The 14,766-nt window shown below is 56.9% G+C and carries 13 protein-coding genes; 4 read left to right on the forward strand and 9 right to left on the reverse strand.

Annotated elements, in window-relative coordinates; all coding sequences use genetic code 11:
- Window positions 1–142: 142 nt before the first annotated feature.
- Both dprA and plsY read right to left on the reverse strand, forming a co-directional pair.
- Window positions 143–1,279, reverse strand: coding sequence for a DNA-processing protein DprA (gene dprA, locus ACQY4Z_RS22180; RefSeq protein ID WP_428524900.1), 1,137 nt, complete (start codon window positions 1,277–1,279; stop codon window positions 143–145).
- Window positions 1,276–1,941, reverse strand: coding sequence for a glycerol-3-phosphate 1-O-acyltransferase PlsY (gene plsY, locus ACQY4Z_RS22185; protein ID WP_428524902.1), 666 nt, complete (start codon window positions 1,939–1,941; stop codon window positions 1,276–1,278). Before plsY ends, dprA begins: the two co-directional genes overlap by 4 nt.
- A 149-nt stretch (window positions 1,942–2,090) precedes the next feature.
- Between plsY and ACQY4Z_RS22190 the strand changes: the two genes are divergently transcribed.
- Window positions 2,091–2,654 carry a peroxiredoxin gene (locus tag ACQY4Z_RS22190; protein WP_428524904.1) on the forward strand — a complete coding sequence of 188 codons (564 nt, stop codon included), beginning with the start codon at window positions 2,091–2,093 and terminating at the stop codon, window positions 2,652–2,654.
- 18 nt (window positions 2,655–2,672) lie between these two features.
- Here the strand turns inward: ACQY4Z_RS22190 and ACQY4Z_RS22195 are convergent, their stop codons facing one another.
- Both ACQY4Z_RS22195 and ACQY4Z_RS22200 read right to left on the reverse strand, forming a co-directional pair.
- Window positions 2,673–3,974, reverse strand: a complete 1,302-nt coding sequence (locus tag ACQY4Z_RS22195) for a dihydroorotase (RefSeq protein ID WP_428524906.1) — start codon at window positions 3,972–3,974, stop codon at window positions 2,673–2,675.
- Between the two features lie 19 nt (window positions 3,975–3,993).
- Window positions 3,994–4,950 carry an aspartate carbamoyltransferase catalytic subunit gene (locus tag ACQY4Z_RS22200; protein ID WP_040452157.1) on the reverse strand — a complete coding sequence of 319 codons (957 nt, stop codon included), beginning with the start codon at window positions 4,948–4,950 and terminating at the stop codon, window positions 3,994–3,996.
- Window positions 4,951–5,205: 255 nt separating this feature from the next.
- Here ACQY4Z_RS22200 and ACQY4Z_RS22205 point away from each other — a divergent pair, with 255 nt between their 5' ends.
- Entirely contained in the window at window positions 5,206–6,885 is a 1,680-nt protein-coding gene (locus tag ACQY4Z_RS22205) for an acyl-CoA dehydrogenase family protein (RefSeq protein WP_428524908.1), read from the forward strand.
- On the opposite strand, the gene ACQY4Z_RS22210 is transcribed toward ACQY4Z_RS22205, so the two are convergent.
- The 4 genes from ACQY4Z_RS22210 to ACQY4Z_RS22225 all read right to left on the reverse strand — a co-directional run bounded on the left by ACQY4Z_RS22210 (window position 6,882) and on the right by ACQY4Z_RS22225 (window position 12,532).
- On the reverse strand, window positions 6,882–7,808 hold the full coding sequence (locus ACQY4Z_RS22210) for an AEC family transporter (RefSeq protein ID WP_428524910.1): 927 nt from the start codon (window positions 7,806–7,808) through the stop codon (window positions 6,882–6,884). The genes ACQY4Z_RS22205 and ACQY4Z_RS22210 overlap by 4 nt on opposite strands.
- A gap of 72 nt (window positions 7,809–7,880) precedes the next feature.
- Window positions 7,881–8,366 carry a Holliday junction resolvase RuvX gene (ruvX, locus tag ACQY4Z_RS22215; protein WP_428524912.1) on the reverse strand — a complete coding sequence of 162 codons (486 nt, stop codon included), beginning with the start codon at window positions 8,364–8,366 and terminating at the stop codon, window positions 7,881–7,883.
- A 140-nt stretch (window positions 8,367–8,506) separates the two neighbouring features.
- Window positions 8,507–9,970 carry a hypothetical protein gene (locus tag ACQY4Z_RS22220; protein ID WP_428524914.1) on the reverse strand — a complete coding sequence of 488 codons (1,464 nt, stop codon included), beginning with the start codon at window positions 9,968–9,970 and terminating at the stop codon, window positions 8,507–8,509.
- A 153-nt stretch (window positions 9,971–10,123) separates the two neighbouring features.
- Window positions 10,124–12,532: an EAL domain-containing protein gene (locus ACQY4Z_RS22225; protein ID WP_428524916.1), complete on the reverse strand. Its 2,409-nt coding sequence runs from the start codon at window positions 12,530–12,532 to the stop codon at window positions 10,124–10,126.
- 236 nt (window positions 12,533–12,768) lie between these two features.
- Between ACQY4Z_RS22225 and ACQY4Z_RS22230 the strand changes: the two genes are divergently transcribed.
- Complete coding sequence (locus tag ACQY4Z_RS22230) at window positions 12,769–13,473, forward strand: metal-dependent hydrolase (protein WP_428524918.1); 705 nt, start codon at window positions 12,769–12,771, stop codon at window positions 13,471–13,473.
- A gap of 108 nt (window positions 13,474–13,581) precedes the next feature.
- Complete coding sequence (locus tag ACQY4Z_RS22235) at window positions 13,582–14,133, forward strand: cupin domain-containing protein (protein ID WP_428524920.1); 552 nt, start codon at window positions 13,582–13,584, stop codon at window positions 14,131–14,133.
- 49 nt (window positions 14,134–14,182) lie between these two features.
- On the opposite strand, the gene ACQY4Z_RS22240 is transcribed toward ACQY4Z_RS22235, so the two are convergent.
- Entirely contained in the window at window positions 14,183–14,758 is a 576-nt protein-coding gene (locus ACQY4Z_RS22240; protein WP_428524922.1) for a hypothetical protein, read from the reverse strand.
- Window positions 14,759–14,766: the final 8 nt, after the last annotated feature.

The raw sequence follows: 14,766 nt of genomic DNA on the forward strand, positions 1-14,766 counted from the left end.
GTTTGCCCGGGAGAGAAGCTGGTTTTGTGGCGCAGACGATCACGGATCATGCGCCGCGTGTCAAATGGACCTTTGCGCGACCGGGGTCAAGCTGTCCGTTTCGCAGAGAGGTTATCCACTGACATATATGGGGAAAATATCCTCACAATAGCAGTGATATTTTGTTGCCGCGGTGCCGTTCCAGCCGTCCGGCAAGTTCAAGTTCCAGTAAAATGATGTGCACCATCCGTGGCGGCACGTCCGCAAACCGGATCAGTTCGTCCAGATCGACCGGTGTTGGACCGAGTGCGGAGATGATGCGGGCGCGCAAGCTTTCGTCCGGTTCCTGGACTGCGGAAGAGAGGTCCTTGTCCGGTTCATTCAAGTCCTGATCGAACGGCAGGACAGGTTCGATCCGGCCGCCGAGATCCTCCAGAACGTCTTTGGCGTTTGTCACCAATGCCGCGCCCTGGCGGATAAGGCTGTTGGCGCCGTCCGAGCGCGGGTCAAGCGGGGAGCCGGGAACAGCAAATATTTCCCGGTTCTGCTCCAGCGCAAACCGGGCCGTGTGAAGTGACCCGGATTTCCTGGCCGCTTCGATCACGATGACACCGAGCGAAACGCCGGAAATCAGCCGGTTGCGCCGGGGGAAATCGCGCCCGCGTGGCTTCCAGCCAAACGGCATTTCGCTGATCACCGCGCCGCCAGTTTGAAGAATTGCCGCAAGGAGGCGGTCATGATCACACGGGTAGAGCACATCTATCCCGCCGGCAAAGACAGCCACGGTCCCCGTTGAAAGCGCTGCTTCGTGCGCAGCAGCATCAATACCGCGGGCAAGACCGGAGGCGATGACGAAATCAGAGGTTCCAAGATCCCGGGCGAACATTGCGGCGAGTTTCCGGCCCGACAGCGAGGCATTGCGGGCTCCGACGATCGCCAGCGTCTTGGGCCGGGCAGTGACGGATCCACCCTTCACGGACAAAAGCGGTGGCGGGCCGTCGATGTGACGCAGATGCGGTGGGTACTCCGGCTCGCCGAGGGCCACCAGGCGGGCACCGGACCGGACGTGGGCCTCAAGTTCGGCTTCCGCGTCGTCTAGTGTGCAAAGCCGGTAGCTTTTCTTGCCGCCCCGTCTGGAGAGATCGGGCAGAAGCTCCAGAGCCTTTTCGGCAGACCCGGTGTGGTTCAGAAGGTCGCGGAACGTGGTCGGGCCGACATTTTCAGAGCGTATTAAACGAAGCCAGGCAAGGCGCTGAGCCTCTGAGAGGCAAAGGGTTTTATCGTGCGCCGGGCGGCTCACCCGTCTCCCGGAGACGGCTCGGAGGCTGGGGCCTCTGCCGGCGGTTTCGATTTCTTGCCGATCTTGCTCTCCTGTCCTTTGAGGAGCCGTCCGATATTCTCGTGATGCTTGGCCCAGAGCAAGAGGGTGAGCACCAGAAACATCTCGCCCAGCTGATACTGGCTGAAGCCGAAATACAAAATAATGGGCGTGACGGCCGAGGCGGTCAGGGCAGACAAAGAGGAGTACCGGAAGACAAAAGCCATACCGACCCAGGTGAGGGCGGCGATCAGGAACATCGGCCAATAGAGGCCCAAGAGGATGCCGAGATAGGTGGCAACGCCCTTGCCGCCCTTGAATTTCAGCCAGACCGGGAAGAGGTGACCCAAAAACGCACCGAAACCGGCAATCAAGGCTGTATCCGGCCCAAACCGGGCTGCAATCAGAACTGCAACGGTGCCTTTCAGACCATCGCCCAGAAGGGTCGCGGCTGCCAGTTTCTTGCTGCCGGTGCGCAGCACATTCGTGGTGCCGATATTGCCCGAACCGATCTTGCGGATATCCCCATGCCCGCCAAGTTTCGTCAGGATCAGGCCAAACGGAATAGTGCCAAGCAAATAGCCAAAGGCGAGGGCGGCCAGATAATAGGGCCAGGCAAACTCCCAGCTGATCGGATCAGGCATTTTTCGGCGTTTCTTCCCATCCAGAAAACATTGCCGCTATCGATAACAGTCATCGCGGCATTTGCGCACAACTTATAACCTTGTCATCTTGCAGGGCAATTCCAGATTTGGAATTCATGTAAAGCACGAACGAAATCTGGAGAAAACCCTTGAGCCTGACAGATGTGGATTGGTCGAAATTACCAGCGCCAGAGGATGACGGTACGGCTGCGCGTATTGAGGGTGTAGCGCTGCCTCCGCTGGACTTGGCGGCAACGGACGGCAGCAAGGTGCAGCTGGCTGACCTTACCGGGACCAGCGTGATTTACATCTACCCCAAGACAGGGCAGCCGGGTGTGCCCTTGCCGGACGGCTGGGACATGATCCCAGGCGCGCGAGGCTGCACGCCGCAATCCTGTGCTTTCCGGGATCATTTCAAAGAGCTTTCGGCCCTTGGTGCCACTCATATCTTCGGTCTGTCCACCCAATCAACTGCCTATCAGGTGGAGGCCGTTGAGCGGCTTCATTTGCCGTTTCCGCTGTTGTCGGACGCGGATCTGAGCTTCACGAAAGCCCTTGATCTGCCGTCCTTCGAAGCCGATGGTCAGACGCTTTTAAAGCGCCTGACGTTGATCGTCCGGGACGGCGTTGTGATCAAAGCGTTCTATCCGGTGTTTCCGCCCGACCGGAACGCTGCCGATGTCATGGCGTGGCTTGAAGAGAACAAGAGCTGACATAGGCCGGACGGTTACTCACCCATGCGCAAAGACGGTTTTGCCGCCGACCACAGTGCGCATCACGCGGCCTGAGAAGCGGGCATCTTCGAACGGGGAGTTCTTGGAGCGCGAGCGGATGGCGCTTTTTTCCAGAACCCAGGGGCGGTCGAGGTCAAAGACAATGACATCGGCCGGTGCGCCTTTGGCAAGGCGGCCGGTTTCCAGGCCAAGCCGGTCTGCCGGATTACAAGTCATTGCTGCAAGCAGTGTCTTCAGGTCCACTTGCTCTGCGTGGTACAGGCGCAGGCTCGCCGCAAGCAGGGTTTCAAGGCCAATTGCGCCGTCTTCAGCTTCCGCCCAGGGGTGACGTTTTGTTTCCACGTCCTGCGGGTCGTGATTGGAGCAGATGATGTCAATGGTCCCATCTGCAATTGCCGCGATCATCGCCTGCCGGTCGTCTTCGTCGCGCAAAGGCGGCGACATCTTGAAGAAGGTGCGGTAGGCGCCGATGTCGTTTTCATTGTGCGTCAGGTGATTGATCGAAATCCCAGCCGTGATGTTCAGCTCCCGGCCTTTCCCGGTGCGAATGATGTCGGCGCTGTCAGACGTCGAGATCAGGTTCGCATGGTATTTGCCCTTGGACATGCCAACGAGACGCAGATCGCGCTCCAGCATGATGATTTCCGCTTCCCGCGGCACGCCGGAGAGGCCCTTCCAGCTGGCATTGAGACCGGCGTTCATGACGCCGCCGGCAAGGGCTGGGTCTTCGGTGTGGTGGATCACAAGCGCATCGAAATCGCGGGCATAGGTCATGATCCGGCGTAAGATTTGCGGGTTCTGCACGGACTTGTGGCCGTTGCTGAAGGCGACCGCACCAGCTTCCTTCAAGAGGCCGATCTCGGTCATTTCAACGCCCTCAAGTCCCTTGGTGAGGGCAGCAAGTGGCAGAACGTTGACGCTCGCCGTGTCGCGGGCGCGCCGGTGGATGAAGTCGACCAGCGCCGGATCGTCAATCACCGGATCGGTGTCCGGCATGGTGCAGATTGTGGTGATGCCGCCGGCCGCCGCGGCTTCCGAAGCGCTTGCCAGCGTTTCGCGGTGTTCTGCCCCCGGTTCTCCGACCGACACGCACATGTCGATGAGGCCGGGGCAGGCGATGGCGCCCTTGCAGTCGATGAGTTCGGCGCCGTAAGGCGCGCCCTGATTGGCGGCTTCCGGCCCGGCGGCAAGGATAGTGCCGTCGGCGATGATGATCGATCCGGGGGCGTCCAGATCCCGCGCCGGGTCGATCACTCTGGCGTTTGAGAGAACCAGAGGTTTGGGTGTGTCGAGTGCCACGGTGTTTGTCCTCTGGGGTTCAAGCTGTTGGTAGGTTGTCGGCGAGCGCTTCAAGCACGGCCATACGTACGGCAACGCCCATTTCGACCTGTTCGCGGATGAGGCTTTGCGGCCCGTCGGCGATTGCAGGGTCGATCTCGACACCGCGGTTCATGGGGCCGGGATGCATGACGAGCGCATCGTCCTTCGCATGAGACAGCTTCTCTGCATCAAGACCATAATAGCGGTAGTATTCCCGCACAGACGGGATGAAGGCCCCGTTCATGCGCTCGCGCTGCAGGCGCAGCATCATGACGATGTCCGCGCCTTTCAGCCCTTCGCGCATATCTTGATAGACCTCTGCGCCCATTTGGGCGATCCCGGAGGGCAGGAGCGTGGACGGGGCGATCACCCGGACCCGGGCACCGAGCGCGTTCAACAGGATGATGTTGGAACGGGCAACGCGCGAATGGGCAATGTCGCCGCAAATCGCAACCGTCAACCGGGCGATCTTGCCTTTGTGGCGGCGGATGGTCAGCGCGTCGAGAAGCGCTTGTGTCGGGTGCTCATGCGGGCCGTCGCCGGCATTGACCACCGCGCAGCCAACCTTCCGGGCCAGCAGATGAACCGCGCCGGCTGCATGATGGCGGACTACCAGCAAGTCCGGGTGCATCGCATTGAGGGTCGCGGCCGTGTCGATCAGGGTCTCGCCCTTTTTGACCGACGACTGGGAGACCGCCATGTTCATGACGTCCGCGCCAAGGCGTTTTCCGGCCAGCTCGAATGAGCTTTGTGTGCGCGTCGAGGCCTCGAAGAAGAGATTGATCTGTGTCCGGCCCTGCAGCACATGCTTGCGCTTGTGCACTTGCCTGGAAATCTCCACGGCCTCTTCGGCACGGTCCAGAAGGCCCAATATTTCGTGGGGGTGAAGACCCTCAATGCCCAGCAAATGTCGATGGGGGAAAGGGTTGTCTCGATAGGATTCTTGCTCGCTCATCGAGATCATCTTCTTAAGGTGGAACGGGGCTGCACACAAGGCCGGAATCAGGTCTCTACCCGCTGTCCACATGCAGACTAAGACTTTGATCAAATGGTCAAATTCGAAAGCGGTGCATTTTTCAAACTAACCTTACGTCATTCGGCGCGCGTGCGCACTGCACAACGGTCGGTGGTTGCATTGATTTCCACTATCTTGTTACGCTTACGTAAACTGACAAGGGCAATAAAGTGCTCATCGGGAGGAGGAAACGTTATGGCAAACCATCTGAGCGAAGCTGTCCAGACCTCAAGCGAGGCCGGGGTGGAAGCCTTTGCAACGCATGACGTTTTCAACCAGGCCCCACCATATGGCGGGTCCAATCTGGCGGCGGGCGATCCGCTTCTTTTGGCTGCAGTCTCCGCGCATGTTTCTGCCGGGGAGTTGAAGGATGTTCTTGCTCACGGCACTGAGGTGGGAGCTGAGACGTTTCTGGAGCTCGGGCGGCAAGCGAACATCCATCTTCCCGCCCTGAAAACCCATGACCGTCATGGTCGCCGGTCGGATCAGGTCGAATTCCATCCGGCCTATCATGAACTTATGGCGCACAGCTTTTCGGCTGGGATGCACAGCGCTTTGCTGGATGGCGGCGTATCAACCCAAGTCGCGCGCGCTGCCAAGTTCTTCTTAACGTCACAGGCAGAAACCGGGCATACATGCCCGATTACCATGACAAACGCTGCAACAGCCGTGATGACGCAATACCCGGATGTTTGCGCGAATATCCTGCCGAAGATGCAAACGCGGACTTATGATCCCCGTTTCGTCCCGATGCACGAAAAGACCGGCATCACCATCGGCATGGGCATGACGGAAAAGCAGGGCGGTACGGATCTCCGGGCCATTTCCTCGACGGCCGAGGTGGGCAATCAGGGAAGCTACACAATCACCGGGCACAAGTGGTTCTTCTCCGCACCGATGTGTGATGCATTCCTTGTGCTGGCAAAGACAGCAAATGGACCGAGCTGTTTTCTGATCCCGCGGATTTTGTCCGACGGCCGGGTCAACGGCCTACGCTTCCAGCGTCTGAAGGACAAGCTCGGCAACAAATCGAACGCCTCCTCCGAAGTCGAATTCCACCGTGCCGAGGGATATCTGCTCGGCGACGAGGGGCGGGGCATTGCAACCATCATCGACATGGTGACACCGACCCGGATTGATTGTGCGCTGGGCTCAGCCGGGCAGATGCGGGCGGCGCTCAGCCGGGCCGTCCACCATTGCCGGCACCGCAAGACCTTCGGCGCTTATTTGATCGACCAGCCGTTGATGACCGCAGTCCTTGCCGACATGGCGCTGGATGTGGCCGCTGCCACAGCTCTGGCCTTGCGCCTTGCGAAAGCGGCAGCGAAGGCAGACGCAGATCCGGTTGAGGCTGCTTATGCCCGGTTGCTGACCCCCGCGATCAAGTACTGGATCTGCAAGACCGGTCCCGCGCTCACATACGAGGCGATGGAGTGTCTGGGCGGCAATGGCTATGTCGAGGACTTTGATATGGCGCGGATTTACCGGGATGCACCGGTCAATCCGATCTGGGAGGGGTCGGGCAATGTTATGGCGCTGGACGTTCTGCGTGCGCTCGGCCGCCATCCCGAAGCGCCGGACCTAGTGCTGGGTGAACTCTCGAAAAGCGGGGATGCGTCTCTGACTTCGGCGTGCAGTGGCTTGCCCAACCTTGCAGCACAGGCTTTGGCAGATCCGTCCCATGCCCGCGTGTTGACGGAACGCCTTGCTCTGACAGCAGCGGCAGCGGCTTTGAAGGAGTTGCAGCTGGATGATGTTGCGGATGCCTTTGCAAAGACGCGGCTTTCTGGCGGCTGGCGATCGACCTACGGCATTCTGCCGACTGGCATTGATGCTGCGGGCATTGTTGAAACCCTTTATCCGCCGGCAGCTTAAGTGAATAGCAACAGTGCCAACGGGATGGTCACGGTCGCAGCGAGGGTCTGCAGCGTGATGATCTCGGCCATCAACTTGGCATCCCCGCCAAGCTGGCGGGCGAGGAGGTAAGAGTTGCTGGCGCAGGGAACCGCTGAGGCGATGATGATGACGGTGAGTGCCTGGCCGGTCACGCCATAAAGGTTCGCAAACAGGAAGGCGAGCAGCGGCATGAAGACCGGCCGCAAAAAGGTGCCCATGGTGAGTGCAGGGCCTGGACGGCGCAGGGAGCTCAAGTCCAATCCTGCACCTACACAAATGATGCCGATCGGCAGGGCTGCCTGCGCGAAGATTTCCAGCGTATCGTCAACGATTGTCGGCATGGTGAGACCGCTGAGGTTCATCAGGACGCCGGCAAAAATCGACAGGATGAACGGATTGGTGAAAAGGTCTTTGAGGATCTTAGAAAAATTCGGTGTGGTTCCGCTGGCATACCACGAAAGGACAACGATGCTGGCGCCGTTCAGGATCGGGATCATGAACACCATCGCCACCGCCAACATGGCGAGTGCCGTTTGACCGCCGATGTTGGCGGCTAGCGCAAGAGCGATCATGGCGTTCCAACGCAAAGAGCCTTGAAAGATGGAGGTGAAGCGGACAGCCGGGATGCCCCAGATCTTCTCAATCAGTGTTCGGGCGGCAAGCAGCGCAACAGCGAGCGTGACGATCGCAGATAGGAGAGCAGCGCCCATGTCGAAGGTTGGGACGCTTGAAAAGTCGGCGAGAGCGATCGTGCGAAACAGAACGGCTGGGAACAAAACGAAATAGGCGAGACGTTCGACGCCCACCCATTGTTCGCCGCTGATCAGATTGGCGCGCGCGAGCAGGTATCCAGAGGCAATCACGAGGATGACCGGGGCGAGGGCGAAGAATATCATTTGCATAGGAAAAGGGTTTTCATCAGATCGCGCCGGTCACCAGCAGATCTGGCGTCCGGGGCTGAGGAGAGAAAAAGATCAGTTGCCGAGGCCGATGAAACCGAGCCGGTCGAGGAAGCCTTGAAGGATGTAGGCGGCGGCCATCTTGTCGACGACTTCAGCGCGCTTTGCCCGGCTTGAGTCCGCTTCGAGAAGTGTCCGGGTCACGGCGGCCGTTGAGAGGCGTTCGTCCCAGAAGGTCATCGGCAGATCGGTCTTGGGCGCAAGGTTTCGCGTGAAGGCCCGAGTGGCTTGCGCGCGGGGGCCTTCTGTGCCGTCCATGTTGAGCGGAAGACCGAGTACGAGACCTCCAACACCCTGTTCGCTGCAGATCTTCAAGAGCTGCTCGGCATCCAGTGTGAATTTCTTCCGCCGGATTGTCTCCATTGGGCTCGCAATACCGCGGCCGAGATCGGAGAGCGCAAGACCGATGGTCTTTGTGCCAAGATCGAGGCCGATCAGTCGTGTGCGGTCTGGAACCGCAGCAATGAAGTCTTCCAGGGAAAGCGTGGGGTCGTTAGCCATGGCTGGCCTTTATCAGCAAGGGCGCCTCCAATCCAGTCTGTTGTTGATGATGGGAGACGTTTACTGACTTGGTCAGTGGCACCGACGCCTCAAACCGTCGATCATAATCACGGACAAGACCTTCACCTCAGCGAAGGTTCTCAGGCAAATTCAACAAAGTATGCGACTCCTTCATAGGAGTAGTGACCCAGCGTTTGTATGATCGAATCCCGTTCGGCTTCAGAGACTGTGTAGAAATGTGTCCCGTTGGATGTGTTGTAAAACCTGTAGAGTGCCTGTCCGCCGTTGCTGTCATCCAGCGATGCGAAGTAGCTGATCCCTTCCAGCGAATAGCTCGGCAATTGGTCCAGCACCGTATCGCGCTCTGCCTCTGACGCGGTGTAAAAATGAACACCGGTATCTGAGTTATAAAACCGATACACGGCCGTTCCATCATTTTCGGCGACGTTGCTGTCGTAACTGTTGCCCTCGTAGTCGAAATTCGGCAGCGTCTCGATCACGGCATTGCGCTCTTCAATGCTCGATGTGAAGAAATGGGCGCCCGTTTCGGAGTTGTAGAACCGGTAGATCTGAAAAGCGCTGTTGTCCGTGTCAGACGGCTCGATCAAAGCGGTTGATATGTCGAGTGTGGCGCCGGAGAACTGGATCGTCTCAAAGTTTGCCGCGATGTCCCGGCCATCCCGGTTGGCAACGGTATCGGCCACCATGATCCGTCCGTCGCTGCCAGCGAATATGGCATATTGTTCCCGGGTTCCCGAAAACACGACGGTATCGGTACCGTTACCGCCATCAAGGACATCATCTCCAAGGCCGCCGGTGAGTTGATCATTGCCATTCCCGCCGAACAAGCTGTCATTTCCAGCCGTTCCTTGAAGGATGTCATCTCCGTTCGTTGTTCCAAAGGTGCTTTGCCATAGATCGGCACCAATCAGTACAAGATCCCAATCCTCTGGTTCGACGACGGTTGTCGCTGCGAGCTGATCAAACCTTGCTTTGACCACGGCCAGACTGCTCGGCTCGGTTTCCAGAAAATGCGCTGTTGTTTCGCGTATCGACCCGAACCGGTTTGCGACTGAAGTGATCATCGCAAGAGCCAATGCGTAATCCGGATGGCTGCTGTTGAACGCAGTACCTGTGCCCCAGCGGTCTTCCATTGTGTCGAGAAAGGTTGTCAGCGTTGGGAGCAGCGAACTCTCGATATAAAGCTGGCTGTATTGATCGACGATGTCCCGAGCGTACTGCTCGTCAAAAATGGTGTCGTTCAAGAAGGCCCGGTCTGCAGCATATGTGGACGCAAGGTCTGGATTTAAGTCCGGCCGGCTGGCACCGACATATTGGCTCAAGTGCGTGAATTGAGAGCTTGTCAGGTTGCCGGTGTCGCGTGCTGTCTGCAGGATCGATGTCAAAGCAGACTTCGCAAAACTGTTGGATCCGGCATCAAGCTGCACAATGCCAAACGAAAAGCCGCTGTTGTTGCCACCCTGACTTTGGCCCAGAAGCGAATTCGGGACAGCAAAGGAAACCCGGTAAACCGTTGCGGAGCTACCCGCGTGTTCGGTGCCCAGCAGGATCTGGAAAATTTCTTCTGAAGAAAGCTTTGCCATGTCAAATAGTTTAAGAATTCAGTCTCTTATGCAGCGAGGCCGCATTGATTGGTCAAGTCACGAACGATAGGTCCAACGACACACTGGCACGGCGCAGTTGAAATTCAGTTTCCTGCATAAAGAGAGTTTTCGGAAAAAGGATCAGACAACTGGTCAGGCCTGAGCGACTGCATCATCTGTTTCGCGCAAATAGGGATGACCGTTTGGTCCGGGCTGAGCATCCAGCCAATTTAACAGTTCGCCGACTTGAAGGCTCGGCGTGAAGAAATAGCCTTGCAGGCAGTCCGCGCCCAATCTGCTCGCGAATTCCGCCTGTTGTTCGGTCTCAATGCCCTCTGCCACTGTTTTGCAATCGAGCTCTTTCGCCATCTTAAGCGTGTAGGCCATGATCGTGCCAATGCGCGGATCATCACTTGCACCAGCAATGATGGACTGATCGATCTTCAAGAAATCCACCGGCAGGTTCGCGAGCCGGGCAATGTTCGAATAGCCGCGGCCGAAATCGTCGATAGAGACCCTGTAGCCAAGATCGTGCAGCTGGTTGAACGCATCGACGGCTTTTTCTTCCGAACTGAAAAGCGTGTCTTCTGTGACTTCGATCTCAAGCAGGCCGCGATCAAAGTTCAGTTCGTTCCGGATCGCTTCAACGTTGCTTATGAAGCCCTTTGAGACAAAGTGGTCGGTGCCGATGTTCACGGACATCCAAAGATCATGCCCTTCCGACTGGATCCTGTTGAGGTCCTTCATGGCGGTCTTCATGACCCATTCCCCAAGGCGCGGCATGGCATTAGAGCCCATGAGGCTAGGGACCCAGAACTTCGGCATAAAGAGCCCGAACTCCGGGTGTTCCCACCGGGCGAGGGCCTCGACGCTGATCACCTTGCGGCGCCGCGTACAGATCTTTGGCTGGTACTCCAGATAGAGCTTTTCTTCCTCGATCGCTGCGGTCAAGTCACGCCGGATCTCTGAGACAGACTTCGTCCCGATATGCGGTGCATAGACCTGGGTTTTGTTCTTGCCCGACCTTTTTGCGTGGTACATGGCAATGTCGGCCCGCTTGATCAGCTCAATCAACTCAACGCCATCGTTCGGGAATTTCGCGCAACCGATGCTTGCACCTGGGGTAATATTGAGCTCGGCAATCGGCTCTGCCAACGCATTGCGGACTTGGGCCAGAAACGCTTCGATCTCCTCGTCATCGATCAACCCCTGGATCATGACGATGAACTCGTCGCCGCCAATGCGCGCGACAATCGGCGGGGCGAAGGGTTTGCCCTCGGGGTCGCTTACCTTTGTATTCCCAGCCACCTTGGAGAGGGTCTCGGCGCACGCCTTCAGGTGTTGATCGCCAGCAAGATGGCCATAAAGGTCGTTGATCTCTTTAAAGTCGTCCAGATCGATCAGCAGAATGATCCCACCACGCTTTGGACTGATTGCTTCCTCCAGGATGGATGTTGCCTGAAGATGCAGATGATCCCGGTTCGGCAGTCCGGTTACATGATCACTGAAGGCCAGTTTTTCGATTTGAGCGCTCGCCATCGATATCCGGGACACCATCGTGTTGTAGCTGTCGCAGACTTCCTCGGTCTCGCGGAAGCGCATGAGGCTTTTCGGCATTTTCAGTGAAGACAGTTTCTGGTTCAACGCACCAAGATGCATTGCATGGGCAAGTTCTTCGATGGGACGAGACAGGGACCTCGCCAGGAATAGTCCGATAAACACGAGAAATATGAGCGCCATCCCGAGCACCGGCAGGAGTGAATACAGAACCTGGCTTGCCTTGGTGTGGATTTCTGAGATCGGTTGGGGAACCATGATCCCCCAGCCCGGACCGGGCACCGTTGCAAAGCCCGCAATCATCTGTTTCTCAACTGCCGGAGAATAGAACTCGCCAACTCCGCTGTTGCCGTCCATCATTTGCGCGACGACCGGCACTGCGGAGATGTTTTTCCTGGACGCAATCCATTCGTCTCTTGGATGGGCGATCACAGTTCCCGAGCTGTCAACGATGGCCGCGTGCCCTTTCTCACCGAAGACAATGCTCTCGCCGAGCTCAACAATATAGTCTGGCTTGATCACCCCAATCAGCGTTTGATTGGGCTGTTCAATGACCAGATAGATCCGGTTGCGCCCTTCCTTGTCAGGCAAGACATTTGAGAACACCGGCTGATCCGGATTTGAATTACCGAGAAGGGTTTCTAAGGTAGCGTCTTCAATATGGCCTTCTCCCGAGACCCCCGTTTTGAAGAAATATTCGGTGTGCCCGGTCCGCTTGTCGGTAATTCCAACACACGCAATGAACAATTGTTCAAAGAGACGGCTGTAGGCGCCGGATGTTTCACTCGACTTCGCCGACGTTCCGATCGCTTCCACGGCTGCAACCAGGTTTTGCTGGTAATGATCCAGCGTCGCGGCTGCTTTCCTGGCAAGGAGCAGGTGCCGGTCCTGAACATCTGCAAGCTCACGAGCAACGGTTTCCCGATAGGACCAAACGCTGAAGATGATCGTCGGCAAAAGAGCAGCAAGCAAAAAACAGAAAATCACATAACTTCTGATCTTCATCTGATGTCCTTTGGACTGCACAAAGCGCCCTGATCAGCGCCCGGCTTCTTGCCTTGTCTAATTTGGTTATCGTCTTCCGCGATCTTCCCGTTCAAAATTCCAGGTCGTGAGCTGTCTGCCTTGCAACACCGTAGCAAAAGCGGCTTTATGTTAACATACGGAAACTCAACACTGTAATTTTGCAGGGCACTGTCTGCAAACGTTATTAATGTTATCGAGCAGGATGTTACAGGGACATGAAACTCACTTGGTATGGACACTCCGCATTCAAACTTGAAACCGGCGCTGCCACCATCTTGTTTGATCCATTTTTGACCGGAAACCCGATGTTTCCTGACGCCATGACTCCAAAGGAAGCAGCGGAAGGTGCAACACACATCATCCTGACACATGGCCATGACGACCACATTGGGGATTCAATCGATATACTGAAGGAAACTGGTGCGCAGCTGACGGCCAATTTCGAAATCTGCATGTGGGCAACACGCCAGGGGATCGAAAACATCAATCCGATGAACTCGGGCGGCATGGTTGATGTAGGGCCTTTCCGGGTCGGCATGGTCCGCGCGGATCATTCCTCCTCCAAACAGACCGACGGCGAAGCCATTTATCTTGGCAACCCGCACGGCATAATCGTTGAAGTGCCCGGCCAGAAAGTCCTCTATCACATGGGCGACACAGACATTTATTCCGACATGGCATTGATCAATGAAATCTACCAGCCAAAGATCGGTCTCGTTCCCGTTGGAGACCGGTTTACGATGGGCGGAAAGACGGCCGCAATGGCCTGTCAGCGCTTCTTTGAATTCGACACAATTGTGCCCTGCCATTATGGCACGTTCCCGATTCTGGATCAGAACACGGACGCATTCCTGACAGCGATGGGAGAACACAGCGGCAAGGTGGCCGCTATGGCACCCGGAGACTTCATAGAGATTTGATAGGTCTTTCGTTTTCTAGGTTCTTCCAGATGTTTCGGAGCTCCGCCTATGGGCTGATTTCCGAAACGCTATCGGACAAAGACAGAAGTTTATTTGATCGGAGGAAACATGCGGCTGGCGTTATGGATAGCAAGCCTTGGACTGGCAGTGACCGTTGGAATGCCCGTCAGTTTTGCGGCTGACAAGTCAGTTACACCGGACGGCAAACCGGCCCCGTCACAACCAGCTGCAAAACCCGGGTCTATAGCAGCCATTGAAAAAGAAGAGGCTGCCAAGACGCCTTACAATGCTGTGCGTGAGGTGTTTTCCGGCAACCAGACCGTAGCGGGTGAGGAAATCAAGTTTCCTCAAAACAATCCGTCGATCCATTCGTTGGTTGTCACCATGGCACCTGGCGAGGAAACAGACTGGCACCAGCATCATGCGCCTCTTTATGCCTATATCCTCGAAGGCGAAATTACCGTGACCTACGAGGGGATCGGCAAGAAAATCTACCGCGAAGGTGAGGGGCTTCTTGAAGCAATGAATGTCACGCATCGCGGCGTAAACACAGGCGATGGTCCTGCGAGAATTCTTGCGGTGTTTCTACTAGGCGACGATGGCAAGGCAACAGTGCTCGAAGAAGCTCCGGGTGGCAGTGATGCGCCGAAGATCCAGTAAGTGACTGGAAACTGAAACTGCCGGCTGATGCGAGCCTTGAAGCAAACAATTAGATCAAATGACGACCAGCCGCTGTGATACCCCACAGCGGCTGTGTTTTTCCAAGCTGACGGCTTTGGGATGTCCGGCTCAATTCCCGAACAAGATTTTCTTCCCGCAACTCGGGCAGAATTTGGCGAACCTGGCTCAAACTCAGGCCACTCGATTTCGCAATTCCGGTTGCTGTTCGGAAACTGTACTTGTCGCTGACCAATGCAGTCAGGATTTTCCGCCAATTCTCATCGATGAGGTCTGGCGCGCTGGTTTCCAATAGCGTCGAAGGCTCTGGTGTGACGGCTGGAGGGTCCTCGGTTTCCGCGGTCGTTTCGATGATGGCGGAGACGGTATCGCTGGTCTGATGTAGCTCCCGCTGGAGTTCCTTCAGTTCGGCCTCCAGACCGTCCTTGCCGACTTTGAAAGACTTCACGAAGGATCCCGCCCAAGGCAAAACGGCGATACCGCAAAACACGAGTGCTTCGGTGGTGATCTTGTCTGGATAAACAATGCTCACGGCGACCATCGCCAACGCGGCGACCGTCACCAGCCCGCGGACGATCAGATCCCTATTTGCACCATCCTGGTCCATGGCGGTTT

It is taken from the genome of Roseibium sp., from assembly GCF_965276855.1.
In the GTDB taxonomy this organism is placed as follows: Bacteria; Pseudomonadota; Alphaproteobacteria; order Rhizobiales; family Stappiaceae; genus Roseibium.

Excerpts from the sequence above, each read along its gene's own strand:
- ACQY4Z_RS22235 (WP_428524920.1), top strand. The coding sequence starts at position 13,582 with ATGCGGCTGGCGTTATGGATAGCAAGCCTTGGACTGGCAGTGACCGTT.
- ACQY4Z_RS22230 (WP_428524918.1), top strand. The coding sequence starts at position 12,769 with ATGAAACTCACTTGGTATGGACACTCCGCATTCAAACTTGAAACCGGC.
- ACQY4Z_RS22210 (WP_428524910.1), bottom strand. The coding sequence starts at position 7,808 with ATGCAAATGATATTCTTCGCCCTCGCCCCGGTCATCCTCGTGATTGCC.
- ACQY4Z_RS22200 (WP_040452157.1), bottom strand. The coding sequence starts at position 4,950 with ATGAGCGAGCAAGAATCCTATCGAGACAACCCTTTCCCCCATCGACAT.
- ACQY4Z_RS22225 (WP_428524916.1), bottom strand. The coding sequence starts at position 12,532 with ATGAAGATCAGAAGTTATGTGATTTTCTGTTTTTTGCTTGCTGCTCTT.
- ACQY4Z_RS22220 (WP_428524914.1), bottom strand. The coding sequence starts at position 9,970 with ATGGCAAAGCTTTCTTCAGAAGAAATTTTCCAGATCCTGCTGGGCACC.
- plsY (WP_428524902.1), bottom strand. The coding sequence starts at position 1,941 with ATGCCTGATCCGATCAGCTGGGAGTTTGCCTGGCCCTATTATCTGGCC.
- ruvX (WP_428524912.1), bottom strand. The coding sequence starts at position 8,366 with ATGGCTAACGACCCCACGCTTTCCCTGGAAGACTTCATTGCTGCGGTT.
- ACQY4Z_RS22205 (WP_428524908.1), top strand. The coding sequence starts at position 5,206 with ATGGCAAACCATCTGAGCGAAGCTGTCCAGACCTCAAGCGAGGCCGGG.
- ACQY4Z_RS22240 (WP_428524922.1), bottom strand. The coding sequence starts at position 14,758 with ATGGACCAGGATGGTGCAAATAGGGATCTGATCGTCCGCGGGCTGGTG.